This window comes from Streptomyces sp. NPDC028722 (genome assembly GCF_040637655.1).
Lineage (GTDB): Bacteria > Actinomycetota > Actinomycetes > Streptomycetales > Streptomycetaceae > Streptomyces.
This window is the reverse complement of the sequence record NZ_JBEZWU010000034.1, coordinates 15,804-38,557: the sequence shown is the minus strand read 5'-3', so window position 1 is coordinate 38,557 and position 22,754 is coordinate 15,804. Positions and strand designations below refer to the sequence as shown.

At 68.8% G+C, this 22,754-nt stretch carries 22 protein-coding genes and 5 pseudogenes; 11 read left to right on the top strand and 16 right to left on the bottom strand.

Annotation, left to right across the window (positions count from 1 at the left end):
- Positions 1-6: 6 nt before the first annotated feature.
- From AB0F03_RS33480 to AB0F03_RS33470, 3 genes and pseudogenes are all read left to right on the top strand, one after another.
- The gene (locus tag AB0F03_RS33480) at positions 7-198 is read left to right on the top strand and encodes a transposase (RefSeq protein WP_361999070.1); all 192 of its coding nucleotides are present in this window, start codon (positions 7-9) and stop codon (positions 196-198) included.
- A 252-nt stretch (positions 199-450) separates the two neighbouring features.
- Positions 451-597: pseudogene (locus AB0F03_RS33475) on the top strand (helix-turn-helix domain-containing protein); the annotation flags it as partial.
- Positions 598-664: 67 nt separating this feature from the next.
- Positions 665-1,030 carry a winged helix-turn-helix domain-containing protein gene (locus AB0F03_RS33470; RefSeq protein ID WP_361999105.1) on the top strand — a complete coding sequence of 122 codons (366 nt, stop codon included), beginning with the start codon at positions 665-667 and terminating at the stop codon, positions 1,028-1,030.
- A 309-nt stretch (positions 1,031-1,339) separates the two neighbouring features.
- Here AB0F03_RS33470 and AB0F03_RS33465 read toward each other — a convergent pair whose 3' ends face one another.
- Positions 1,340-1,657 (bottom strand): hypothetical protein, encoded by a 318-nt coding sequence (locus AB0F03_RS33465; protein ID WP_361999067.1) that lies wholly within the window; start codon positions 1,655-1,657, stop codon positions 1,340-1,342.
- A 316-nt stretch (positions 1,658-1,973) separates the two neighbouring features.
- Between AB0F03_RS33465 and AB0F03_RS33460 the strand changes: the two genes are divergently transcribed.
- Positions 1,974-2,324, top strand: a complete 351-nt coding sequence (locus AB0F03_RS33460) for a hypothetical protein (protein WP_361999064.1) — start codon at positions 1,974-1,976, stop codon at positions 2,322-2,324.
- Between the two features lie 25 nt (positions 2,325-2,349).
- Here AB0F03_RS33460 and AB0F03_RS33455 read toward each other — a convergent pair whose 3' ends face one another.
- On the bottom strand, positions 2,350-2,550 hold the full coding sequence (locus tag AB0F03_RS33455; protein ID WP_361999062.1) for a hypothetical protein: 201 nt from the start codon (positions 2,548-2,550) through the stop codon (positions 2,350-2,352).
- Between AB0F03_RS33455 and AB0F03_RS33450 the strand changes: the two genes are divergently transcribed.
- On the top strand, positions 2,545-3,825 hold the full coding sequence (locus AB0F03_RS33450) for an MFS transporter (RefSeq protein WP_361999059.1): 1,281 nt from the start codon (positions 2,545-2,547) through the stop codon (positions 3,823-3,825). The genes AB0F03_RS33455 and AB0F03_RS33450 overlap by 6 nt on opposite strands.
- A 242-nt stretch (positions 3,826-4,067) precedes the next feature.
- Positions 4,068-4,700 carry a M15 family metallopeptidase gene (locus AB0F03_RS33445; protein ID WP_361999056.1) on the top strand — a complete coding sequence of 211 codons (633 nt, stop codon included), beginning with the start codon at positions 4,068-4,070 and terminating at the stop codon, positions 4,698-4,700.
- A 486-nt stretch (positions 4,701-5,186) separates the two neighbouring features.
- Here the strand turns inward: AB0F03_RS33445 and AB0F03_RS33440 are convergent, their stop codons facing one another.
- Positions 5,187-5,390 (bottom strand): hypothetical protein, encoded by a 204-nt coding sequence (locus AB0F03_RS33440; RefSeq protein WP_361999054.1) that lies wholly within the window; start codon positions 5,388-5,390, stop codon positions 5,187-5,189.
- A gap of 887 nt (positions 5,391-6,277) precedes the next feature.
- Between AB0F03_RS33440 and AB0F03_RS33435 the strand changes: the two genes are divergently transcribed.
- Positions 6,278-7,066: a class I SAM-dependent methyltransferase gene (locus AB0F03_RS33435; RefSeq protein WP_361999052.1), complete on the top strand. Its 789-nt coding sequence runs from the start codon at positions 6,278-6,280 to the stop codon at positions 7,064-7,066.
- Positions 7,067-7,096: 30 nt separating this feature from the next.
- Here the strand turns inward: AB0F03_RS33435 and AB0F03_RS33430 are convergent, their stop codons facing one another.
- Positions 7,097-7,507, bottom strand: coding sequence for a hypothetical protein (locus AB0F03_RS33430; RefSeq protein WP_361999049.1), 411 nt, complete (start codon positions 7,505-7,507; stop codon positions 7,097-7,099).
- A 506-nt stretch (positions 7,508-8,013) separates the two neighbouring features.
- On the opposite strand from AB0F03_RS33430, the gene AB0F03_RS33425 reads away from it, so the two are divergent.
- On the top strand, positions 8,014-8,616 hold the full coding sequence (locus AB0F03_RS33425; RefSeq protein WP_361999046.1) for a hypothetical protein: 603 nt from the start codon (positions 8,014-8,016) through the stop codon (positions 8,614-8,616).
- A gap of 173 nt (positions 8,617-8,789) precedes the next feature.
- Here the strand turns inward: AB0F03_RS33425 and AB0F03_RS33420 are convergent.
- The 4 genes and pseudogenes from AB0F03_RS33420 to AB0F03_RS33405 form a co-directional block, all read right to left on the bottom strand.
- Positions 8,790-9,029: pseudogene (locus AB0F03_RS33420) on the bottom strand (IS701 family transposase); the annotation flags it as partial.
- 4 nt (positions 9,030-9,033) lie between these two features.
- Positions 9,034-9,429 (bottom strand): annotated as a pseudogene (locus AB0F03_RS33415) (DUF6009 family protein); the annotation flags it as partial.
- Between the two features lie 157 nt (positions 9,430-9,586).
- On the bottom strand, positions 9,587-9,856 hold the full coding sequence (locus AB0F03_RS33410) for a hypothetical protein (RefSeq protein WP_361999043.1): 270 nt from the start codon (positions 9,854-9,856) through the stop codon (positions 9,587-9,589).
- Positions 9,856-10,089, bottom strand: coding sequence for a hypothetical protein (locus tag AB0F03_RS33405; RefSeq protein ID WP_361999041.1), 234 nt, complete (start codon positions 10,087-10,089; stop codon positions 9,856-9,858). The genes AB0F03_RS33410 and AB0F03_RS33405 overlap by 1 nt, the downstream gene beginning before the upstream one ends.
- Before the next feature lie 629 nt (positions 10,090-10,718).
- On the opposite strand from AB0F03_RS33405, the gene AB0F03_RS33400 reads away from it, so the two are divergent.
- Entirely contained in the window at positions 10,719-11,516 is a 798-nt protein-coding gene (locus AB0F03_RS33400) for a hypothetical protein (RefSeq protein WP_361999039.1), read from the top strand.
- A gap of 259 nt (positions 11,517-11,775) precedes the next feature.
- Here the strand turns inward: AB0F03_RS33400 and AB0F03_RS33395 are convergent.
- Positions 11,776-11,994 (bottom strand): annotated as a pseudogene (locus AB0F03_RS33395) (hypothetical protein).
- 100 nt (positions 11,995-12,094) lie between these two features.
- Between AB0F03_RS33395 and AB0F03_RS33390 the strand changes: the two are divergent.
- Positions 12,095-13,030: pseudogene (locus AB0F03_RS33390) on the top strand (IS5 family transposase).
- A 15-nt stretch (positions 13,031-13,045) separates the two neighbouring features.
- Here AB0F03_RS33390 and AB0F03_RS33385 read toward each other — a convergent pair.
- Together AB0F03_RS33385 and AB0F03_RS33380 are read right to left on the bottom strand one after the other, a co-directional pair.
- Positions 13,046-14,248: a glycoside hydrolase family 64 protein gene (locus AB0F03_RS33385; RefSeq protein ID WP_361999036.1), complete on the bottom strand. Its 1,203-nt coding sequence runs from the start codon at positions 14,246-14,248 to the stop codon at positions 13,046-13,048.
- 91 nt (positions 14,249-14,339) lie between these two features.
- On the bottom strand, positions 14,340-15,626 hold the full coding sequence (locus AB0F03_RS33380; protein ID WP_361999034.1) for a family 16 glycosylhydrolase: 1,287 nt from the start codon (positions 15,624-15,626) through the stop codon (positions 14,340-14,342).
- A gap of 711 nt (positions 15,627-16,337) precedes the next feature.
- Here AB0F03_RS33380 and AB0F03_RS33375 point away from each other — a divergent pair.
- Positions 16,338-16,580 (top strand): hypothetical protein, encoded by a 243-nt coding sequence (locus AB0F03_RS33375; protein ID WP_361999032.1) that lies wholly within the window; start codon positions 16,338-16,340, stop codon positions 16,578-16,580.
- 290 nt (positions 16,581-16,870) lie between these two features.
- Here the strand turns inward: AB0F03_RS33375 and AB0F03_RS33370 are convergent, their stop codons facing one another.
- The 5 genes from AB0F03_RS33370 to AB0F03_RS33350 are packed head-to-tail and all read right to left on the bottom strand — an operon-like array spanning position 16,871 to position 22,588.
- Positions 16,871-17,893, bottom strand: a complete 1,023-nt coding sequence (locus tag AB0F03_RS33370; RefSeq protein ID WP_361999030.1) for a LacI family DNA-binding transcriptional regulator — start codon at positions 17,891-17,893, stop codon at positions 16,871-16,873.
- A gap of 54 nt (positions 17,894-17,947) precedes the next feature.
- Positions 17,948-19,033 (bottom strand): rhamnose ABC transporter substrate-binding protein, encoded by a 1,086-nt coding sequence (gene rhaS / locus AB0F03_RS33365; RefSeq protein WP_361999027.1) that lies wholly within the window; start codon positions 19,031-19,033, stop codon positions 17,948-17,950.
- 15 nt (positions 19,034-19,048) lie between these two features.
- A complete protein-coding gene (locus AB0F03_RS33360; RefSeq protein WP_361999025.1) occupies positions 19,049-20,044 on the bottom strand; it encodes an ABC transporter permease in 996 nt (331 codons plus the stop codon).
- Positions 20,037-21,095 (bottom strand): ABC transporter permease, encoded by a 1,059-nt coding sequence (locus tag AB0F03_RS33355; RefSeq protein ID WP_361999022.1) that lies wholly within the window; start codon positions 21,093-21,095, stop codon positions 20,037-20,039. Before AB0F03_RS33355 ends, AB0F03_RS33360 begins: the two co-directional genes overlap by 8 nt.
- Entirely contained in the window at positions 21,092-22,588 is a 1,497-nt protein-coding gene (locus AB0F03_RS33350; RefSeq protein ID WP_361999019.1) for a sugar ABC transporter ATP-binding protein, read from the bottom strand. The genes AB0F03_RS33355 and AB0F03_RS33350 overlap by 4 nt, the downstream gene beginning before the upstream one ends.
- Between the last annotated feature and the right edge of the window lie 166 nt (positions 22,589-22,754).

The following is a 22,754-nucleotide window of genomic DNA, read 5'->3' as shown; positions in this document are numbered from 1 at the left end:
CGACTGGTGTTGGTCGAGCCGCATCTGCCGTTAGGCGAGCGCGGGCCGATCCCCGACCTGCGCCGGCAGTTCAATGCGGTGATGTGGCGGTTCAGGACGGGGAGTCCGTGGCGGGGCATCCCCGAGCGGTACGGACCCTGGTCGCCGTCTACGGTCGGTTCCAGATCTGGGTCGCCGCCGGGACCTTCCCGACACTGATGGACACGATGATCGCCGAGGCGGCGAGTCTAGGGCAGGTCGACTTGTGTCTGGTGAGCGTGGACTCTACGGTGTCCCGCGCGCACCACCACGCTGCCGGGATGGCCGTCGACCCGAAGCTCCTGGCGGAACTGGAGAAGGTGGCCGCAGAGGAAAAGGGAACTTCAGGAAAGAGGCGAAACGCCCTGCCGGCTGCGGCGGCAGCCGACGCCGCCGACCCTGCTCGTCAACGAACCCGGACGCCAGCAGCAGTTGTCGCGGCCTCAGTTGGCGGAGGCGCGCCGTGTTCGGGCAGTCGAGTTGTTCGAGGACGGCGCCTCGAATGCGGAGATCGCGAGGGCAGTGGGGGTGTGTGCCGAGAGTGTGCGGCGTTGGCGGCGGGTGTGGGAGCAAGACGGGTGCTTCGGCCTTGCAGCGACGGGCAGCCACCGGATGCCCACCCAAGCTGGACGACACCCAGGTCGAGATGGCCCGGGCCGTGTTGGAGCAAGGTACCCAGGCTCACGGTTTCGAGACCGAGCTGTGGACCCTGGAACGAGTTGGCGCGGTCGTCACCCGGACAACCGGGGTGATGTTGTCGAGGGCGTCGGTATGGCGGCTGCTGACCGGCCGGCTCGGATGGAGCCTGCAACGGCCCGAGCGGCGGGCGGTCGAGCGGACGAATCGGAGATCGCCCGCTGGATCGCGCGCGAGTGGCCGCGCATCGAAAAGGGGCCGTGAACACACGTGCCTGGATCGTCTTCCCCGACGAATCAGGCGTCTCCCTGCTCACTCAGATCCGCCGTACCTACTCGCCCCGGGGGGCGGACTCCGCTCCTGCGGCACCGCCTGAACTGGAAGCGTGCGTCGATGGCCCGGGCCTTGGGCCTGGGCGGGCTGGACGCGGATGGACTGCTTGAGCGTGCGGATGCTGCCGACATGGTCCCCCTCCTCCATCAGGACGTGCGAGACGTGGAAGAGGTCGGCCGTCTCGTCGTAGCCCATGCTCCAGGACCTCGATGAGTCCGGCGGTGTCGTAGCTGCCGGGCTTGAGGCGGAAGCACAGGCGGGCCCCGCGATCGGGGTCGGTGGAGTGGTAGCTTCACCTCCAACTCCGCCAAAATGCCGCTGCGATGACACGCAGGACGGGCAAGCCGGCCCGTCACGCCCGGCTCACGGTGGCGGCGCGGACGTTCACGGTGGCGAGGCGTCGGCGGCGGGCGGCGGCGTCGGTGCGGGCCCGGTCCGCGGCCAGGGCGATGGCCTGGTCGGCGGTGTCCGCGTGGACGGCGAACGTCTGGGTCCCCATGCGTCCGTCGCAGGTGAGGGTGGGCATGGTCACAGACCAGCACTGGTCGACCGGTGTCCGCCACGCCTCGCCCTCGCCGGTCCGGTACCTCGCGAAGAGGCCCACGCTGGGTGCAGCGGAGTCCACCGGGCCGGAAACGGGGGCGGCGGTGACAGCGGTGGCGGAGATCATGATCGAGACTCCTGCCTGTCCGGGAATGCGATGACCTCAACCATCGCCCGGGCCGCCCCCGCCCATCGGCGTCCGTCTCAAGCACTCAAACCGCCTTACCGGTCTTGGTCCGGCCATTTACAGATGGCCGGACCAAGACGTTTTAGCGGAGGCTACAGCTCGATCTGCATGTGCTCCACGTCGGTGAACTCCACGCCCAGGCCGTGCACGCGAGAGTGGTTGGCGCGGAAGCAATCTGGGCGAGGCCTTCGGCCGCGATCTGCTCCGGGCGTCGTCGGTCGTGCCCGGCGCGGCGGTGAACCCGAAGCGGGCCCGGGTGGAGACGACCAGGCCGGCGGTAGTCGCGGCCTTCTTCGAGGCTGGCATTTCTCGCGCCACCTACTACCGCTCACCCCTGGCCAAGACCATCACCGACCTTCTGCAGGCACTGGACACGCCTCGCTCTCAGGACGACACCCTCACCACCGAGATTACTCGTCCCAAGCGAGTCGACCGCGCCCTACGCTTCCAGCATGCGGCCGGGCAGCGGGAGATGAGCGCCACCATTGCCGCCTACGCCGATCACATCCAGGCCCTCAGCCTGCGCAACGCCGAACTCGAAGCGGAGAATGCCGCTCTGCGCGAGCACCTCGGCCAGGCCGATGGCTCGCTCACGTCGCTGCGGTGACAAATGGTCGTTGGAGTGGCTGGCCTCAATCCGGGCTGGTCGCTGGGGCGAAGAGGTAGCGATCCACGATGAGTGCTGCGTCGGCAAGAATGTCCGTGTCCCCCATGGGGTCATCGCGGAAGGCGAGGTCGAGGAGGGTACTTGCGACCTCGACAGCCAGCCGACCCCGTCGACGTGATTCGTCAGTGTCCGGCATCGCATACCCCCGGACGAGGGCCCGGTGCATCCGGTCAGCGATCTGCGCATCTGGGCCTCGGTGACCGTCTCCAGCCTCGGCGACGGGATGCGCTTCGTCGCTCTGCCGCTGCTCGCGGCTCAGCTCACCTCCGATCCTCGCCAGGTCACCTTCGTCTATGTGGCCGAACAACTGCCCCTGCTGCTGTTCGGCCTCCTCTCGGGCGCCATAGCGGACCGCTTCGACCGCCGCCGCATCCTGTGGGTCGTCGACGCCGTCCGAGCCGTGACCGTCGGGGCGCTCGCCGCCGCGGTAGGAGCCGACGCGGTGACGGTGCTTCTGCTGGCCGGCATCGGCTTCCTTCTGGGGCTTGGACAGACTCTCTACAACGGAGCCTGGTCAGGCATCGTGCCGACGCTGGTTGCCTCCCCGGAACTGACCCGCGCCAATGCCCGTCTGCAGTCAGGTTCTCTCATCACCGACACCCTCCTCGGCACCCCGCTGGGCGCGTTGCTCTTCGGCGTCTGCGCGACACTTCCCTTCGCCGTCGATGCGGTGTCGTTCGGGGCCGCTGCCGTACTGGCCCTGACGCTGAGCGGCGACTTCCGACCGCTGCCACAAGCCAGACCAAACCCTTGGAGGAGGTTGCTCAACGACACGACTCAGGGGGTGCGCTGGCTCTTGCAGCAGCCGTTGCTCCGTCGCCTCTGTCTGACGTCCGGGATCACCAACTTTGTAGGCGGGGGCCTCATCGCCATTTTGGTGCTCTACGCCCGGCAGACCCTGGGCCTGACCAGTCTCGGATTCGCCCTGTTGGTCGCCTCCTTCGCGATCGGAGGCGTAGCGGGGGCCATGGCAACCCCTCGCCTGAGCTCCCGTTTCGGAACACCTCGAGTTCTACGGCTGACTGCTGCGGTCACTGCAGGCACCGCAGTGGCTGCTGGCGCGGCCTCCTCGGGCCTCGTCGCCGGCGCGTGCATCGCTGTGTACGGAGCGGCGAACCTGGCATGGAATGTGACCGCGGTGTCTCTCCGTCAGGCACTCGTCCCCGCTCACTTACTGGGGCGCGTCGGCATGGCCTATCAGATGGTCATCGGTGGCGGAATCACGCTCGGCGCTGTTCTCGCGGGTCTTGAAGCCGGCTCCTTCGGGCTTCGCGCCCCGTTCTACATCGGGGGCGCTCTGCTGCTCGCCGCAAGCCTGGTCAGCATGCGGCCCGCCAGCCACGACACTCCAACACCATGTGGCTCGACGGGATCAAGGGTTCATACAGTCCGCCGACGCACTGGAGATACACAAGCGACTGAGCCAGAGCGTGACCGATGAGGCGCACCGGGAGAGACGCGCACCCTTGTCGACCTGTCACAGCGAAGGTTGAAGTGTTCTCACCGCAGGTTGAGCACCGAGTGGCGCGAGATCGAACGGTTGGGACTCAACTGGGGGCCATGCGTATTGTCGTTGCTGCGGGCACCGCGCCGCCCCGGCTTTGTGCAGGGCACGACTCTGTCTACCCGGGTAGCTGCTGGTTGGAGACGCTAACGAGCTCGTGCACGGTAGGCTCGCTGAGCATGATCTTGCTGAGCGATCCGCGAGTGATCGGCACTCCGGTGGCAGACTGCGGCGAACCCCTTGCGGAGATCGCCACCGTACCAGCCGTAACACTGGATCCGCGAGAACGGGACGAGCGCGGAGCATACGGACGAATCAGGACCGGCGCGCTCGAACGCCTGCGCTCAGCCTCTGAGAGGCTCCCCGCCGGCATTGGGCTCCTTGTGATCGAGGGCCATCGCAGCCCGGCCGAGCAGGCTCACCGGTTCGCACAGTATGAGGATCGCCTTCGCCGTGCGGGCATCAGTGACCCAACAGAGCTTCGGCGCCAGGCCAGTGCTTTCGTCTCCCCGGTCGAGGTGGCCCCGCACTGCGCCGGCGCGGCCGTGGACCTGACACTCATCGACGCTGATGGCGTGGAACTGGACATGGGTGGCGCGGTGAACGGACACCGCACGGGCGATGAGAGGTGGTGTCCCTTCGACGCTCCGGGTCTGTCGCCGACCGCGCGCGACAACCGCGGCCTGCTGGCCCAGTGCCTCCGCGAGGAGGGTTTCGTCAACTATCCGAGCGAGTGGTGGCACTGGTCGTACGGCGACCGGTACTGGGCGCTCATGACCGGTGCCCCGGCCGCCGTCTATGGACCCATTTGACCCGGTCAGGCCCCACCGGCCACTGAATCTTCGATGAGAAGACCGAGCTGTCACCAGCCTTCGCCGAGGATGCTCAACTCTCGCGGCGAGAGATCAGTGGCTGACCTGTCGCAGCGAAGGTTGAGCGTTCTCACCGCAGCCTGAGCGCTGTGCGTGTCCTTGCCCTCTGCCCTGGCGCTCGCTCAGCCGTCTGCCGCCGCAGTGAGCTCAGCCAAGTGCGCCTGCCGGCTGCGCACCGCGCGCTCCAACTGCTCAACGTCCAAACTGGCACGTCGGTGTGCCGGGGTCCCTGGCCTGCTGCGTGCCAGCCTCTCCCGGGCTTTGGTCAACGACGCTTCCCGAGCCGCAAGCCGACGTTGAACCGTCTCGATGCTTTGCATAGCACTCAGGATGGCGTACTGCCCCACTCACGATGCGTTCTTCGGCCGGTCTCGGCTGGTTGCTGCTTAACCTTCGGTAAGAACGCTCAACCTTCACTGCGAGAGATCAGGTGCGACGCGCCTTGTGAACTCCTGCAGGCCGCCATTGGCGGTGCATGTACACATAGTGCTCGGCCGCGTGGACCTGCACGGTGTTGAGGCGGTCGACGAGGACTTGTGGGCTGGTGCCCATGGGGTTCTCCGGGCCGAGAACCAGCAGGTGCTTGGGTCCGATGGGCAGGATGAGGGTGTGAGCGCCCCCGAAAGCCATGCCGTACGTCGTGGTGCCTCCTTCCGTGCGTACGGTCAGCGCAAGGTCGTCACCGAGCAGGAACTGGCCAGTTTAGGGAGTGAGCACTTCCACCCCCCACGTCGACGCCATGGCTCGCACCTTGAAGAAGGTGTCCTGGATGCTGGTGCGGATGCAGGCCCGTCTCCAGCGGTGCCTCGCGGCGTAGCTGCTCCGAGAACTTGTCGATCAGCTTGCCGACCAGTCCTGCGCGGCTCCGCTCGACGCGCCAGTGTGCACCTCCCGGTAGTGGTGAGACCGGACGAAGTGAAGTACGACCAGGTCGCGCAGCGCTGCCACGCGAAGCGGGTCGGCGAACGGAGTGCCGGCATGGACGGCGGCCAGCGCGTCAGGAGCGCGTCTCTCCACACCGCACCACAGTTCTTCAGCGGATGCGAAGTCGAACGCGACGAAGTCCTCGGCCCAGCCGCACGCGCGGGTGCTATTCAGCTTGTGCAGGCGCCCGGGCCTATGCAGGTCGAACGGGAGGAGCTGCCATCCGCTGCCCTCGGTCCGGGCATTGTGAGCTGCTTGAGTAGGACCTGGGAGATCAGGTGCAGCTGCGATGTGTGGGGTGCCGTTGTCACACACCGAAGTGTGCCAAGCGCCGCTCTGCAGTAGCTAAGGGTTTGGGCCGCAACCCGACGGTGCCACCGGCCGGCACGGCCTCACTCTCTGACCGTGCCGGGCCGACTCGCACACCGGCCCGGCACTGGGCCCGCTGGGAGTAGTGAGTGCCTGTTCCTGAGGCCGACATGACATAACGCTGATCGTCACGCGTGAACGAACGGCTCGGTAAATGCTCAAGGCTGTGAGGGCGAACGGGGGCTGCTAGGAACCGATTTGGTGCAGCACACGTCTCCCGCACCATGATTTCTAACGAGCGCCAAGAGCATGCCCGCTCCGACGGGCTCACCTCGCCGTCCGCGGTGACTGGGGATCCGCCGAAGGTCAACGACTACAACAGCTTCGCCGAGGCGTACACGGCCGAAAATGAAGCCAACCTCATCAATGCCTACTACGAGCGGCCCGCGATGCTGGCCCTCGCCGGAGACGTGGCCGACCGGCGAATCCTCGATGCCGGCTGCGGCTCCGGGCCCCTGTTCGCGGCGCTGCGCGACCGTGGCGCCATCGTGAGCGGCTTCGACGCGAGTGCCGGGATGCTGGAGCTCGCCCGCCGGCGGCTCGGCGACGGTGCGGACCTGCAGGTGGCCGACCTGGGCGGCCCGCTTCCTTACTCTGATGACACGTTCGACGATGTCGTCGCGTCCCTGGTGCTGCACTACCTGGAGGACTGGGGGCCGGCGCTGGCTGAGCTGCGGCGCATACTCAAGCCCGGCGGTCGGCTGATCGCATCTGTCGACCATCCCTTTGCCAGCAACCTCATGCACCGCCAGGCCGGCCGCGAGGCCGAGTACAACTACTTCGACACCACCAACTGGACCGAAGAGTGGATCATGGGCGGCCAGACCGCGCTGATGAGTATCTGGCACAGGCCGCTGCACGCAATGATCGAGGCCTTCACCGGGGCCGGTTTCCGGATCACGATCATCAGCGAGCCAGAGCCTGATCCAGCCGCCCGCGAGCTGTTCCCCGACTCCATCGCGGCCAAACCACGCTTCTTGTGCTTCCTGTTCTTCGTCCTGCAGGCCGACTAGGTTGTGTCATCAAATGATCTTGATTGTGGATCATGGTCTGGTGATACGTCGCCATGAACTGTCCAATGGTGAAGTTCGTCCGGCCGTTGCTGCCAGTGTCCTTGCGTGGGCGCAAGCCATCAGGGACAGGGCGCGCACCCCGAATCGGTTGGCGGGCAGGGCGGCGGCGACCTTCTCCATGTGCCGCACGAGCAGGGCGGCGGGCCCGTTACCGCGTCGCTCGCCGTCCTTCTCCGTCTTCTTGACCTTCTTCGCCTTCAGCAGGGCGCGGGCCTCTTCGGCGATGTCCTCGGCCAGCTGCACTTTGAGCTGGCGGCAGGCGGTGACCACGACACCGGACAGACGGCGGTCAATGGTGGTGGGGGCGGTGAGGGTGCCGCACCGGCGGCCGGGCTGGGTCCAGCACCATTCGACGAACGCCACCAGGTTCCCGGTGCGCACGGCGGCCGACGGGAGGCCCTCCTCGGCGCAGAACCCGAGCCAGGCCTCCCAGTTGGCCTCGTACCCCTCGGATCTTGTCCGGCCGGTTCACATCGACGTGCGCGGTCGGCTCGCGGTCAAGCCGGTCGATCCGGGCGGTGGCGTCGTCGAACACGGCGGGCCCTGCGGCTGCGATCTGACGGCCCGCGGCGCTCGTCCTGACCCGCTTTTTCCGTACCACGGTTCGTAGCCTCTGGATCCCGGATATGTGAGCGGTGGCCGTAAGGCGTCCAGGAACCGATCGATTGTCGGACAGCGTCGCCCGGAGATCGATCGCCAGGCCGGACCCGTCCCCTGGTGTCCGACAGAGGTGTTCAGCTCGCTTTCGGGCCCGCGGAGTCCTTGGCAGCGCTCCGGCCGCCGAACCGGCTCCCCGCCGCGCCCTCGGCCACGGCACCCGTGGCTGAACCGTCCGCATAGTCCTCGCGGACGTTGAACATGCCCGGTACCGATGGCATCGTGCGGGCATGCTTCCTAGCTTGCCTCAGCGCTTATTAACCGGCGGCTTCCTCGGCCTCGCCCTGCTGGTAACGGCTTGTTCCTCCAGTGACGGCGACCACGACCGGCTGCCCGGCCAACACCCCGCCCCACATGAGATCAAGAGCAGCGGACCCGAACCCAGGTTGCAGGACGCCAAGTTCACCGTTGAAGGAGCACCGGAAAAAGAGTGCTACCACTCCGTGGTCGGCTTCGACGACAAGGGCCCTGTCGTCCGCAACCATGACGACGGCTGGAGCCCAATGAGCCACCACGACCTCGACATCCACTCCTGCCCGGACGGTGTCACCCTGACCATCGCCTGGGGCGGGAGGAAGGTCACTGGCAAGATGGGCATGCGGGCCTGCGAACGAGCGGTGACAGGAGAGAACGGCAACGGCCCCGGCGTCGACGGCGTCGTCAACGAGATGCCGCTCTCCAGCCTCCGGCCAGGCGATCAGTTCTGCGAGTTCAACGAGATGTCCTCCAACGTCCATCTCTTCCGTCTCCAGTCGGTGAACCGCTCCACCAGCGAGACAACATGGACGGCGACGGAGTGGTTCGACCTCGGCTACACGGCCCCGGAGTCCTAGTACTCCAGCAGCGTTTCGCTATCTGGCCTGGTCAGAGGCATCGTCGGGAGTGTAGTTGGCTGCTGGCATGCCAGGGGCGGTCTTGCCGGAGCGCCCCTCCGACGAATGACTTCGTCGTCGGTAGTGACAGTGCCGGGCCACGGCCTGACGCCTTCGCCGCCATCGCGACCAACTCAGCGTATGGATGTGAAGTGGCGGGCGGGGCCGGTGTGCGAGGCCAGTTGCCAGGAGCCGGCGGACTTCCGCCACGGTGAGCGGAACCAGGGTGGAACCGTTTCTGCATCCCCCTTTGCCGCCGCCTGTGCAGCCGTGGCCGTGAGAAAGGCATGCGCGAGCATGGCCAGAGTGATGTGCCTCATCCAGCCGGCGTAGCGGCGGACTTCGTACTGGTCCAGGCCGCACTCGTTCTTCGCATAGAGGCAGAGTTATGCCCAGTTCTTGCATGGCCGTGGATTGCGGGCCGCCTTCAGAGCCTTCGGTTTTGTAGCCCTTGACGCGTGGCTCCAGGGTGCGGGGGTCTGCGGCTTCGGCGGGCGCGCCGGTGGCGTACAAGCCGTCGGGCTCGCTGTCGCGGTCGTGGGGCAGGAGCCTGAAGACATGGCGGCGGAAGGTACCGGTGGCGCGGGAGGGTTTGGCGGTGGGGCCCACGAGGGCGTAGCCGATCATGCGACCGTCACGGTGGTAGGCCGGCTTGCCTTTGCGGGTGGGTAGTCGGTCCAGGCTCTGGCGAACGTAGTCCAGGTCGGTGGTGTCCTCCAGCCAGAGGAGGCCGGTCTCGTGGCTGATCTCGTCCCCGGTGAGCAGGGAGCTCATGCGGTGGCTTCGTTCTCCTGTTCGGCGAGCAGTCCGATGCCCAGGTAGTACGTCCTCCCCGCCAACGCCGGGACGTTCCGAGTACCGGCGCGAGGTCCAGATGTGGCAGCGGTCCTCCCGCCGACGCGGGGGGTGTTCCGTGGGCAAAGGCCGTGAGCTAGACCTCGATGTACGCCACGATCACCACAGTGCGCAGGGTGGTCACGAAGTACAGGACGCGGACGGCTTCGATGTCGTCGGTGTACTGGCGCAGCTGGGGTCCGGTGGTGTTGCCGGGGATCGGTTCGCCGATGTCCGGGTCGACGGAGATGACGACCAGGGCGCGGTCCAATGCGTGGATCTCGGATTCGCTGGTGATGGTCTCCAGCTGTTTCGCGGCGGCGTCGGAGAAGGCGATGCGGGCGCGACGGCTGCGTGGGGAGGTCATCAGGCGACGGCCGGGCGCTGGGCGGTGAGCCGGGCGAGGTGGGTCTCGCGCAGTTCCTCCCAGGGTGTGCAGTTCTCCACCGCGGGCAGGCCGTTGGTGGCGATGTCCTCCAAGACGGCGGCGAACTGGTCGGCTTTCGCGCGGGTGCGGGCCGCGTACGCGAGGACCGCGTCGGCCGCCGCGGGCTCCAGCGGCTGCCGGACGGCAGCGGCAGAGGCCGGCTGATCGCTCATCGAAGGCTCCCCCATGGAAGAACTGGCGTGTGCCACCACGGTATCGCCGGGCCTGCCAGCCCGGGACCGCTCCGACAGAATCAGCGCAAGGGGTGGCGTCCCTGCCAGAAAACAACCGGCTGGTGCAGTACAAGGCACCGCCACCCCCGTCCCCACGCCCGAAGCGGGGGAACCGACCCGGGTCGCTCGGATGGAAGACATTCGGGCGCGGCTCCAGGCGGTGACGGCGGCGGGACACGCAGCCCGCTGCGGCCGAGGGCTGTTGCCCTGGCCAATGGACCGTGCGTCACCCAGGTCACCGGCCGGCTGTGGGTCGACAACCCCCGACGGCCAGTCACCGGAGTGCGAAGGGCTCCGGTGACCCACCTGAACGGCCGTGAACGGAACTGAACGAGACGGAATGAGAGACGGGCGCGGCGGTCGTTGTCGGTACCGCCTCGCACTGGGCCGTATGCAGCTGTTTGACCAACGAAACGAGCTTGCCGTACCGAGTGTCGCGCGCGGCCCAGGTCATCGACCTGTGATCATGGGGCCTTCGTCAAGGGCGATCGACGCGGAACTCCAGGCCGCAGGGGCCGAAGTGTGCCGCTGCCATGTGGTGCTCTCGGTAACGCGCTGTAGGTGATGTGGTGGACTGGTTGACCTCGCTGCCGGCGGTGGTGCTGGTTGTGGGCGGGCTCCTGCTTGCCTTACTGGTCGCGGCCGTGGCGCGGGTCGGCGTCCGGGCGCTCGTACCGGTCGAGGAACGGGATCGGGTGCCGCAGATCGCCACGCCCCTGATGCCGACACTCGGCGCTGCCTTCGCGATCTTTGCGGCACTCACATTGGCCAGCGAGGCCGGCTACCTGCGCGCAGCCGAGGGGTTGGTGAGCGACGAGGCGGTCGCGGCCTCCCGCCTGGCATGGGCGGCGACCAGTCCGCGAGTCCGGTCGGAGCCGATCCATGCGGCACTGCTGGACTACTTGAAGGCCACGCGTGCCAGGGAGTGGGAGGCCGCAGCAGCGGCGTCCGGTGACGACCCCACCACCGCTCGCGCGATCGCACAGCTGGAGCAGAGTGTGCGCGCCGAGGCGGCCCGGCCCGAGGTGGGAACCACGGCAGGCACGGAGCTGGTGGCTTCCATGGACGCTGTCACCAGCAGTCGTCGCGCCCGCGTTGCGGCCGCCTCGCGCGAGGTTCCCGCGCTCTACGTCGTCACGCTCGTGGTCAGCGGAGTGGCCTTGATCGTGAACTCCGGCGCACTGGTCTTCCGCAGCAGCCTGCGAACATCACTGCTGATCGTAGGTGTCGCAAGTGTGGTCGGACTGAGCCTGGCGCTGCTCTTCGCACTCAGCGCACCCTGGAGCGGGCCGTTCATCGTCAGTGGACATCCACTCGACGTCGTCGTCGGAAACTTGAAGTCCGGCTTCTTCAACGGCGCGCCGTAGGCGCTGGTGGCGCCCCCGTTCGGCGTCGTTGATGTCAGCCGTGGATGTGGGGAGCTTGATCCGTAGCTCTGGAGCGATCAGTCGTCGGGGCTCCAGCCAGGGGACATGGGCAGAGCGGCCGCAACGGGGATGTGAGCTATCGGACCACGACGAAATTGCATGGTGACCTGCGCGAACGCGGAGATGGTCCGTCGGGTCGCGCAACAGTAGGCGCAACCCCTGTCGCAACCTCGTGCTCTTGGTCGACCGAGGCGCCGGGTCACGCGGCCCGGATGGCTCCCGGGGCGCGGACCATCCGGCGTAGCTCGCAGCGCGCCGCCGGCACCGAGGGGGCGGTCTCCCAGTAGGGGTGCCACCACAGCCGTACGGACAAGCGCAACAGGCGGCGGCGCAGGGCGGTGGTGTCGCGGGGGCGGGTCGACGCCTACCGCGTCCTCGTGGATGAGCACGCGGCACGACCGTGCGCACCCGCCTGCATCAATAGGCGCTAGAAGGGCCGTCAGATGGCGTAGCACAGCCGGCTCGAGGTAGGACTTGTCCGGCCGATCATGTGACTACTCCGCGTCCGGGTCGTTGATATGAACACGGGGCGGGGTGATCTGAGTGATGCCGAGTGGGAACGGCTGCGGCCGTTCCTGCCGGTCAGCAACAGACGTTGTGGCAGGTGGCGGAACCACCGGCAGGTGATCGACGGGATTCTGCACCGGGTGCGAACCGGAGTTCAGTGGCGTGATCTGCCCGAACGGTTCGGACCTCGGAAGACGGTTCATGAACGCCACCGCCTGTGGTCGGCCGACGGAACCTGGGAACGAGTGCTCCAGCAGGTCCAGGCCGAGGCCGACGCTGCGGGTGGGATCGACCGGGACAGCTCGGTCGACTCGACTATCGTTCGCGCGCACCAGCACGCGGTCGGCGCCCGCACCGACCCGCCGCCGGCTCCCGGCTCAAAGGGGACACAGCGGCAGAACACCAGGGCGAAACGCCATGGCCGAGTCTCGTCGCCCGCCTGGTGGAGGTGGTGCTGGAGGCGAGGGCCTGGGGCGCTCACGGGGCGGGTTCACGACCAAGCTCCACCTGAGTGCGGACGACCGCTGCCGCCCGCTGCCCTGGTTGTCACATCAGGGCAGCGAGCGGACTGCACGCAGTTCGAGCCCGTGTCGGAGAAGATCCGCGTCTCTCGGACCGGGTCGGGCAGGCCACGCAAGAAGCCCGACAGCCTCGCGGCGGACAAGGCGTACAGCAACGGCCCCTGCCGTGAGTACCTGCGGCGGCGGGTATCCGGCACACGATTTCGGAGAAGACTGACGGGCCAGGCCGCCCGCCTGCGCAAAGGCTCACGCGGCGGACGGCCACCCGGCTTCGCCGAAGAGCGGTACAAGAGACGCAACACCGCCGAACGGGCGATCAACCGGCTCCAACACGCCAGAGCCGTGGCCACCCGCTACGACACGCACGGCTACGTCTTCCTCGGGACCGCGACTGCAGCCGCCCTCGCCATCTGGCTCCGCACATGATCGGCCGGACAAGTCCTAGAACTGCGTCAGGGTCAGCCGGATCCCAGTGGGTGCGGTGTCCTGGATGTAGGACGCGAAGTCGGCGACGTCGTCGAAGGCGAAGCCGTAGGCCTTGCCGTCCTGTGTCGCCGCGTGAACGGCCTTCGCGTAGTGGTTCGTCAGGTCGGTCCGGTAGAAGGCCGATGCGTCGGTGACCGGCTGGGCGGGGTTGCTGAGCAGGGTGGAGCGGTTGAAGCCGGCGCCCAGGACGGCAGCGACAGGACCGGTGGTGCCGTCGTTCGGGGCGGCGAGGTTGCCGTCGCAGAACAGGACGTCGCGGGTGGACGGTTTGCCGAAGGCGACCGGGGCCGGGCCGTCGAAGGTGAACTTGTCGGCGCGTACCCGGCCGGTGAAGGTGCCCGCGTTGGTGGTGACCGTGAGGTCCTTACCGGTGTAGGTGCTCCACACCTGGTCGATGTACGGGGCGAAGTAGTCCTTGGCGAACAGGCCCGCGTCGAGCCCGTGGCCGGGAGCGATGACGCGAAGGTCGTCGACGACCAGGGGGGCGAACTCCGGGACCTGCTTGACGGCGCTGAACACCGCGGCGCGGCCGCCGTCGCGCAGGGTGCCCGTGGTCTGGTCCTTGGCTCCCGTGAGCCGGATGCTCATCGGCACGCTGAACATGTCGACCATGGTCGTGTTGCAGAACATGCCCGAGGCGTTGTGGGTGAACTCGGCGCAGTCGTGCAGGACGCGGTAGTTGGGGTCGGAGGTCACCCAGCCGGCGGGGTACTGCAGTGCCGCATTGCCGTTCCCGTCCGCGACGGCCTTGAACTTCAGTTTCTCGCCGAGCGACACGTAGATGCGGCCGGACATGCGGGGCAGCGTGAGGCCGGCCTCCCCGCTCGCGGGCAGGGAAAGGGCGTAGTCGGTGAAGCCGTCCGTGCCGTTGTCGGACAGCGATATCGGGGCCAGTGTGCCGTCAGGGGTGACCCGGACCTGCTTGCCGTCCTGGTTGCCGACGATGTAGACGTGCACCGAGGCGTTGTCGAACGAGCCGCTGTTGTTGACGATCGTCAGCGGGAGCGCCCCTGCCGCTGCGGCCTTCGTGCCGTTGTCCGAGGTACCGGCGAGGGCGTGGGGAGCCAGGGCCGCCGCGGCGGGCGCCGCTATCGCCGCTCCGCCCAGGGCGACGAGCAGCTTGCGGCGGCTGAGATTGCGCTGGTGACGTGGTGCCATGTTCTTGCGCCTTTCCTTGGTGCGTGTGCCTCGTGGAGGCGAGTGTGGGGTGGGGTGGGGTGGGGTGGGGTGGGCCGTCCGCCGTGCGGGGTCAGCCCACGGTCCACTTCTGGTTGACGGTGCCGCCGCAGGCCCAGATCTGTAGCCGGGTGCCGTCGGCCGCCGCATTGTCCTTGGCGTCGAGGCACTTGCCCGCACCGGTGTTGGTGAGGTCGTGGGCGGAGGTGTACGTCCACTGCTGGGCCTTGCTGCCGTTGCAGCCGTAGAGCTGGACGGGGGTGCCGTCCTCGGTGGAACCGCCGCGTACGTCGAGACACCTGCCCAGCGCGCGGAGGGTGCCGTCACTGCCCAGCGTCCATTTCTGGGCGTCGACGCCGTTGCAGTCGTGCAGTTGGATCGGCGTCCCGTCCGCGGCGGAAGCGCCGGCAACGTCGACGCACATTCCGCCGATGCCCTTGATGGCGCCGCCGGCGCCGGTAGAGCCGGTCGAGCCGGTCGAGCCGCCCGCGTCGGAGGTCGAGACGTGGACGTAGTCGACGGTCATCGTCTGCGGGAAAGAAGTGGCCGAGTCGGGGCTGCCGGGCCAGTCGCCGCCGACGGCGAGGTTCAGGATGAGGAAGAACGGATGGTCGTAGACCCACTTCTTGCCACCGAGGTCGGACGGCGTGCGGGTCTCGTAGGCGTGGCCGTCCACCGACCAGGTGATCGCCGCCGGGCTCCAGTCGACGGCGAAGACGTGGAAGTCGTCGGCGAACGCTTTGCCGTCCGGAAGGGTGTACGCGGCACCGAGCCCGCCGGAGCCGGAGTAGCCGGGGCCGTGGATGGTGCCGTGGACCATGCCGGGCTCCTTGCCGACGTTCTCCATGACGTCGATCTCCCCGCTGTCGGGCCAGCCCGCGCTGGGGAGGTTGTCGCCGAGCATCCAGAAGGCCGGCCAGATCCCCTGGCCGCGGGGAATCTTGATACGGGACTCGAAGTGGCCGTACGCCTGGGTGAAGCCGCGGGCCGTGTTGAGGCGGGCCGATGTGTACTGGCACGTCCCGTTCCAGCACTGCAGCCCGGAGTCGGTGTTCTTGCGCGCTGTGATCACCAGGTGGCCCTGGCCGTCGAGGGCGGCGTTCTGGTTGCCCGGTGTGTAGTACTGGAGCTCGTGGTTGCCATTGCCCGAACCGCCGGTTTCGAGCGTCCACTTGGTGGGGTCGGGAGCGCTTCCCGCACTGCCGTCGAAGTCGTCGGACCAGGTCACCGCGGTGGGTGCGGCGCTGGCCCGGTTCGCCCCGGAGCCGGTCGTCGTGATGAGGAGGACGGTGACGAGTGCGGCGGCGACCAGTGAGACCAGTCCGCCGAGCGTCCACCGCCGAGCGCGATGAGCTGCCATGGCTGGGATGACACCTTGTCTGTGGGGGGTGCAGGTGGTTCCGCCCGTACGGCGGACCGCGAACGAGGAGGCAGATCGTTCCGCTTGAGAGCGCTCTCTCAGCTGCGGTGAGCCGTGGGGGGATCCCGATGGTACGCACGGCCGTTGCCTCGGCCAACTTGTGCAGGGTGCCATCAAAACCCGCTGAACTGCGGTTACTTGAGGAACGAGCCGAGACTCAAGAACGCTTAAGAAGTGTTTAAGCCTCGCTTAAGGAGAGCGCCTCTCCGGGACCACCCGCCGGAATGGTCAATTCCGTTGATGTGACGGCATTCGCGCACAAGGGCCGCGGCCAGCCCGCAGACGGGGCCGACAGTGCAATTGAGACAGGAGACGCTTCGTCCGGTACGGGGAAGCGACCGGCTCGGCCGGCCCGCGCTCCCAGCCTGGCTCGTTGCACGAAACCGGCCGCTCCGCGACGAGGTGGAGCGCGGCCCGGTAGGTGACGGCACGTGTGTCGGACGCTGACTGCGCACGGAGAAACTCCGACACGAGCCACAGATCGGGCGTCGCGTGGTGGGGACCACGCGGGGCGCGTAGTTCGCGGCCCGCGGTGTACGTGCGCGGGTGTCGGAGAGGCGGCCGCCCGTGGCTCGCCCGACAACAACCGAGGGGGATCATCCATCGGCGACCGGCACCGCGCGTTCCACCCCGTTGGACCGGGAGGACGGGGTGGACATCGTCTACGACGCCTTCGGGAACCCCGAGGCGCGGCGGGAGTTGGTCGCCTCCCGGTTCCCCGGGCGGAGCCGGCACGTCCCCCGGCCGGTGGCCGCGATGCGGGAGGCGGACGACCTGTTCTTCGACGTGGTCAGCCAGATCCACGTGCCCACCTGGGCGTCGGGCCGCGTGGCACTCGCGGATGACGCGGCCCACGCCACCTCGTTCCTGTCGGGCCAGGGCTCCAGCGTCTGACTGGTCGGCGCCTACGTGCTGGCCGGTGAGCCGGCCGCGCGGGCGGACCACACAGAGACGTTCGCTGCGTACGAGCGCCTCGCGCGCGACTTCGTGGAGACCAACCAGGCGCTCGCCACCACCGGCGGCACCTTGGTGTCCCCCACCACCCATGAGGTGCTGGACGCCACCCATGAGGTGCTGGACGCCCGCAACGCGGCCCGCAGGACGCCGCCACGCTCACCGGGGGCGAGGGCCGCGCCGCCAACACCGGTCCGGTGGTGCCGGATTACAGCCAGCTGGGGGAGGACTCAGCGGGCCACCAGGCTCGACCCCCGCACCACCAGCTCCGGTTGGAGCACGACCCGGCGGTGGGTGTGGCCCTCGGAGGACTCGGACTCCGTCTCCTCCAGCAGGAGTTCGGTGGCCAGCGCGCCCATGGTGGCGGCGGGCTGGCGTACCGAGGTGAGCGGGACCGCCGAGGCGGCGGCGAACTCGATGTCGTCGTAACCGACGATCGCCATGTCCTCCGGCACCTTGACGCCCGCCGTGTACAGGGTCTGGAGGACCCCCAGGGCCAGCAGGTCGTTGGCGCAGAACACCGCCGTGGGGCGCTCGGCGAGGCCCAGCAGGCGGGCGCCCGCGTCACGGCCGGCGGCCACGTCGAGGCGGTCGGTGGGCAGTTCGCGCAGCATCTCGGGGGCCAGCCCGGCCTGGGTGAGGGCGAGGTGGGCGCCTTCGCGGCGGTCCCTGACCTGCTTGAGCTGGGACGGTCCGCTGACGTAGGCGATCGAGCGGTGCCCGGTGTCCACGAGGTGACGCACGGCCAGGGCGCCGCCCGCCACGTCGTCCACGGAGACCGAGCACTCGGTGGTGCCCTCGGCGACCCGGTCGACCAGGACGAACGGGATGCGGTGGCGGCGGAAGGCGTCGATGTTGCGGCCCGTGGCGTCGGCCGGGGTCAACAGGACGCCACGCACCCGGTGTTCGGCGAAGAGGGAGAGGTATGCGGCCTCCTCGGCGGGACTCTGGCCGCTGTTGCAGACCATGACGCCGATCCCCGCCTCCCGCGCCGCCCGTTCGGCACCGCGCGCGACGTCCACGAAGAAGGGATTGCCCATGTCGAGGACGAGCAGCGAGATGATGCGGCTGCGCCCGGCCCGCAGTTGGCGGGCGCTCTCGCTACGCACGTAGCCGAGCCGGTCGATCACGGCCTGGACCCGCAGCCGGGTCTCCTCGGTGACCGTCTCCGGGCGGTTGATGACGTTGGAGACGGTGCCCACCGAGACCCCCGCGTGCCGGGCCACGTCCTTGATGCCGACTCTGCCTGCCATGCGCGCCTGTGCTCCGTTCCGCTTTCCCCCGCCCCGCGCCCAGCCTATGCCGGGTCAGAACCTGTACCGGTCGATGTTGCCCTTGTCGAAGACGGTGGGTGCACCGAGGTCGACGACGCCCTTGTCACCGATGGTGAAGCTGCCGAGGCCGCCGGCCTTGAAAGTCTCGCCCCGCTGCCCGGTGATCTGCCCGGAGGAGAGGGCGACGGCGGCGTGCGCGGCGAGGGCGCCGAGCTTGGCGGGGTCCCAGAGCTCAAAGGCGTCGACGGTGCCGTTCTTCACGTACCGGCGCAGGTCGTTGGGGGTGCCGAGGCCGGTCAGCCGGACCTTGCCCTTGTACTTCGAGCCGGAGAGGTACTGGGCGGCGGCCTTGATGCCGACGGTGGTCGGGGAGATGATCCCGGCGAACCGGGGGTGTTCCTGGAGGAGGCCCTGCGTCTGCTGGAAGGACTGCTGGGCGTCGTCGTTGCCGTAGGCCGTCTCGACCAGCTTCATGTTCTTGTAACGGGGCTCCTTCAGCTCGTCCTTCATGAAGCCGATCCAGGTGTTCTGGTTGGTCGCGGTCTGTGCGGCGGAGAGGATCGCTATCTCGCCCTTGAAGCCGAGCTGCTTGCCGAGGAGCTGGACCTGGGAGCGGCCGAGGGCCTCGGCGCTCGCCTGGGAGACGAAGACGTCCCGGCAGCCCGCGTTGGTGTCGGAGTCGTAGGTGACGACCTTGATGCCGTTCCTCATGGCCTGCTCGAGGGCGGTGCACAGGGCGCCGGGGTCCTGGGCGGACACGGCGATGCCGTCGACCTGCTGCTGGGTGAGGGTGTTGACGTAGGAGACCTGGCCGGAGGTGTCGGTGGCGCTGCTCGGGCCGACCTCCTTGTAGGAGGAGCCGAGTTCACCGAGCGCCCGCCGGCCGCCCTTGTCGGCGACGGTGAAGTAGGGGTTGTTGACCTGCTTGGGCAGGAAGGCGACGGTGAGGCCCTTCTTGGTGGGGGCGTTCGGGTCGGCCTTGGCGTGGGAGTGCTTGGCGCCGGCGTCGTCGTCCGCCACGGATTTCTTGGTGGTGCCACCGCAGGCGGTCAGGGTGAGGGCGAGCGAGACGGTGGCGGCGAGCGCGGCGCACGCCTGGCGGATTCCGGGAGTGGACATCGCGGGTGGGTCCCTTCAGGAGGCGTGCGGTTGGGCTGAGTTGGCGCGGACGGCCCGTGCGGCGGCGATTCGGTGGGCGAGGCGAGGGCCGAGCACGGAGACGACGAGCAGGACGCCGGTGACGACGATCTGCGACTGGGCGGAGACGTTGAGCAGGCTCATCACGTTCTGGAGGGCGCCGAGCAGGAAGACCCCTGCGATGGCGCCGCCCAGGGTGCCCCGGCCGCCGTCGAAGCTGATCCCGCCGAGCAGCACGGCGGCGACGACGGAGAGTTCGAGCCCGGTGGCGTTGTCGTAGCGGGCGCTGGCGTAGTGCAGGGCCCAGAAGATCCCGGTGGCGGACGCCAGCAGGCCGGTGGCGGTGAACAGCCACAGCTTGTGCCGCCTGACCCGTATACCGGTGAACCGGGCCGCCTCCTCGCCCGCGCCGATGGCGAACAGGGACCGACCGAAGGGGGCGGCGTGCAGGACGAGGACGGCGACGGCGAGCAGGACGAGGAAGGGCGGCAGGGCGTACGGGATGAAAGTGCCGCCGATGCGGCCCGCGGCGAAGTCGAGGTACTGGGCGGGGAAGTCGGTGACCGCGTCGGAGCCCAGGACGATCTGCGCGACGCCCCGGTAGGCGGCCATGGTGCCGATGGTGACGGCCAGGGACGGCAGGCCGAGCCGGGTCACCAGGAGGCCGTTGACCAGCCCGCAGACCACGCCGAGCAGCAGGCACAGCGGGATGATGGTTTCGAGCGCCGTCCCGGCGTTCCACAGCGCGCCCATCACCGCGCCGGACAGCCCGGCCGTGGAGGCCACCGAGAGGTCGATCTCGCCGGAGACCACGAGCAGCGTCATCGGCAGGGCGATCAGCGCGACCGGCAGGGTGTTGCCGATCAGGAACGACAGGTTGAGGGCGTTGCCGAAGCCGTCGACGAAGGAGAAGGACAGCAGGAGCAGGACGAGCAGGAGGGCGCCGACGACCGTGTCCCAGCGGACGGCGCGAGCGAGGGGCGAGTCAGTCATGGCGGATGTCCCTCCGGTTCGGTGCGGACCTTTTCTTGAGGGCGCGGGCCACGCGCAGCGCCACGATCCGGTCGACGGTGATGGCGAGGACGAGCAGGACGCCGTTGATGGCCAGGACCCACACGGAGCTGACGCCGAGGGCGGGCAGCACACTGCCCACGGTGGTGAGCAGCAGGGCGCCGAGCGCCGCGCCGTACACGCTGCCGGAGCCGCCGGTGAAGGCGACGCCGCCGACCACCACGGCGCTGACGACGGTCAGTTCGTAGCCGCTGCCGGTGGAGCTGTCGACGTTGCCGAAGCGGGCCAGATAGAGGGCTCCGGCGAGTCCGGTGAGGGCCCCGCAGGCGACGTAGGCGGCGAGGACGCGCCGTCGTACGGGGATGCCGGCGAGCCGTGCCGCCTCCGGGCTGGAGCCGAGCGCGTACAGCTCGCGGCCGCCGCCGAAGTTGCGCAGGTAGTAGGCGGTGGCGGTGAGCACGGCGAGGGCGATCAGGGCGAGGTACGGCACCGCGGACAGACCGCCGGAGCCGAAGTCGGTGAAGCCGTAGGGCAGGTCGGACGCGGTGATCTGGCGGGAGCCGACCCAGATGGAGTCGATGCCCCGGACGATGTAGAGGGTGCCGAGGGTGACGACGAGGGCCGGGACCCGGCCGAGGCTGACGAGGGCGCCGTTCAGCAGCCCGCAGCCCACGCCGAGGGTGACGGCGAGCAGTACTGCGGCCGGGGCGCCGCCGCCCGCTTGCAGCACGTCCCCGGCGGTGAAGGCGGTCAGGCCCAGCACGGAGCCGACGGACAGGTCGACGTTGCGGGTGATGACCACCAGTGCCTGGCCGGAGGCGACGAGCACCAGGATCGTCGCGTTGAGCAGGAGGTCCTTGACGCCCTGCTCGGAGAGGAACTCCCGGTTGCCCGCCTGGGTGACCGCGATCATCACCAGGAGGACGAGGAGGATGGCCAGTTCTCGGAGCTCGAGGACGCGGTCCAGCAGCCGGGTCGCCTCGGCCGTGCCCGGCTCGACGGCGGGTGCCGGGGTGTGTCCGGTGACCGTCATCGCACCCTCCCGGTGGCCGCCGCGAGTACGGATTCCTCGGTGGCGTCCGCGCGGGGCAGCTCAGCGGTCAACCGCCCCTCGTGCATGACGAGGACGCGGTCGGCGATGCCGAGGATCTCCGGCAGGTCAGAGGAGATCATCAGTACGGCGACCCCGTCGGCGGCGAGCCCGGACAGCAGCCGGTGCACCTCGGCCTTGGTGCCGATGTCGATGCCCCGCGTGGGTTCGTCCACGATCAGCACCCGGGGCCCGGTGGCGAGCCACTTGGCGAGGACGACCTTCTGCTGGTTGCCGCCGGACAGGGTGCCCACGGCGTCCGCGATCCGGGCGTACTTGACCTTCAGCCGCACCGCCCAGTCCAGGGCCCGGCTCCGCTCGGCACCCCGGTCCATCAGCCCGGCCCGTACGGTCGTCCGCAGCCCGGTCAGACCGATGTTGCGCTCGATGGACATGTCCATCACCAGGCCCTGGGCGCGCCGGTCCTCGGGCACCAGGACGAGCCCGGCGGCCATGGCGGCGCTCGGGGAGCCGTTGGTGAGCGCCTTGCCGCAGACCACGGCCGTCCCGGCGTCCCACTTGTCGACGCCGAAGACGGCTCGTGCGACCTCGCTGCGCCCGGCCCCGACCAGACCGGCGAGGCCCACGATCTCGCCGCTGCGCACCTCGAAGGACACGTCGGTGAAGACGCCTTCGCGGGTCAGCCGCCGTACTTCGAGAGCTACTTCACCGGGCTCGGCGGGTTCCTTCGGGTACAGCTCGCCGAGGTCCCGGCCCACCATGCGGCGCACCAGGGCGTCCTCGGTGAGGTCCCCGGCCGGCTCGCCCGCGACGACCTCGCCATCCCTGAGGGTGGTGACGTACTGGCAGAGGTCGAAGATCTCCTCCAGCCGGTGCGAGACGAACAGGATGGCGCAGCCCTGGTCGCGCAGGGCGCGTACGACGCCGAAGATGCGGGCCGTCTCGCTGCCGGTGAGGGCGGCGGTCGGCTCGTCCATGATGAGGACGCGGGCGTCGAAGGAGAGCGCCTTGGCCGTCTCGACGAGCTGCTGGTCGGCGATGGAGAGGCCGCGCGCGGGCCGCTCGGGGTCGAGGTCCACGGCGAGACGGGTGAAGAGGTCACCGGTGGCCGCGTTCATGGCCCGGTGGTCGACGCGCCGCAAGGGCCGGCGGGGCTGACGGCCCATGAAGATGTTCTCGGCCACGGACAGGTCGGGGAAGAGCGTCGGCTCCTGGTGGATGACGGCCACCCCGGCGTCGCGGGCGTCGGCCGGGCCGTGCAGGACGACCGGCTCGCCGTGGAGCTTCAGGACACCGGAGTCGGGGCGGTGGACCCCGGCGAGCGTCTTGATCAGGGTGGACTTTCCGGCGCCGTTCTCGCCCGCGAGGGCATGGACCTGACCGCCGTACAGCTCCAGGGAGACGTTCCGCAGTGCGCGCACGGCGCCGAAGGACTTGCTCAGGCCCTGCGCGGCCAGGACGGGGGGCTCTGGCATGGGTCACACCGATCGGTCGTGAAAGGTTTCAGGCAATGTGCAGGGAAGCTAAACCCGCGTCAACTGCCCAGTCAATGGGCGGAACTTGAATACGCCGAAGAATGCCCGGTGCCCTTGACGGAGCCTGTCGGCACCTCTAGCTTCACCTCTCGTGAAACGATTCACT

Excerpts from the sequence above, each read along its gene's own strand:
- AB0F03_RS33465 (WP_361999067.1), bottom strand. The coding sequence starts at position 1,657 with ATGATCTCCGCCACCGCTGTCACCGCCGCCCCCGTTTCCGGCCCGGTG.
- AB0F03_RS33470 (WP_361999105.1), top strand. The coding sequence starts at position 665 with ATGGCCCGGGCCGTGTTGGAGCAAGGTACCCAGGCTCACGGTTTCGAG.
- rhaS (WP_361999027.1), bottom strand. The coding sequence starts at position 19,033 with ATGTCCACTCCCGGAATCCGCCAGGCGTGCGCCGCGCTCGCCGCCACC.
- AB0F03_RS33370 (WP_361999030.1), bottom strand. The coding sequence starts at position 17,893 with ATGGCAGGCAGAGTCGGCATCAAGGACGTGGCCCGGCACGCGGGGGTC.
- AB0F03_RS33350 (WP_361999019.1), bottom strand. The coding sequence starts at position 22,588 with ATGCCAGAGCCCCCCGTCCTGGCCGCGCAGGGCCTGAGCAAGTCCTTC.
- AB0F03_RS33425 (WP_361999046.1), top strand. The coding sequence starts at position 8,014 with ATGCTTCCTAGCTTGCCTCAGCGCTTATTAACCGGCGGCTTCCTCGGC.
- AB0F03_RS33355 (WP_361999022.1), bottom strand. The coding sequence starts at position 21,095 with ATGACGGTCACCGGACACACCCCGGCACCCGCCGTCGAGCCGGGCACG.
- AB0F03_RS33440 (WP_361999054.1), bottom strand. The coding sequence starts at position 5,390 with ATGGCTTTCGGGGGCGCTCACACCCTCATCCTGCCCATCGGACCCAAG.
- AB0F03_RS33360 (WP_361999025.1), bottom strand. The coding sequence starts at position 20,044 with ATGACTGACTCGCCCCTCGCTCGCGCCGTCCGCTGGGACACGGTCGTC.
- AB0F03_RS33385 (WP_361999036.1), bottom strand. The coding sequence starts at position 14,248 with ATGGCACCACGTCACCAGCGCAATCTCAGCCGCCGCAAGCTGCTCGTC.
- AB0F03_RS33445 (WP_361999056.1), top strand. The coding sequence starts at position 4,068 with ATGATCTTGCTGAGCGATCCGCGAGTGATCGGCACTCCGGTGGCAGAC.
- AB0F03_RS33455 (WP_361999062.1), bottom strand. The coding sequence starts at position 2,550 with ATGCACCGGGCCCTCGTCCGGGGGTATGCGATGCCGGACACTGACGAA.
- AB0F03_RS33410 (WP_361999043.1), bottom strand. The coding sequence starts at position 9,856 with ATGACCTCCCCACGCAGCCGTCGCGCCCGCATCGCCTTCTCCGACGCC.
- AB0F03_RS33380 (WP_361999034.1), bottom strand. The coding sequence starts at position 15,626 with ATGGCAGCTCATCGCGCTCGGCGGTGGACGCTCGGCGGACTGGTCTCA.
- AB0F03_RS33405 (WP_361999041.1), bottom strand. The coding sequence starts at position 10,089 with ATGAGCGATCAGCCGGCCTCTGCCGCTGCCGTCCGGCAGCCGCTGGAG.
- AB0F03_RS33435 (WP_361999052.1), top strand. The coding sequence starts at position 6,278 with ATGATTTCTAACGAGCGCCAAGAGCATGCCCGCTCCGACGGGCTCACC.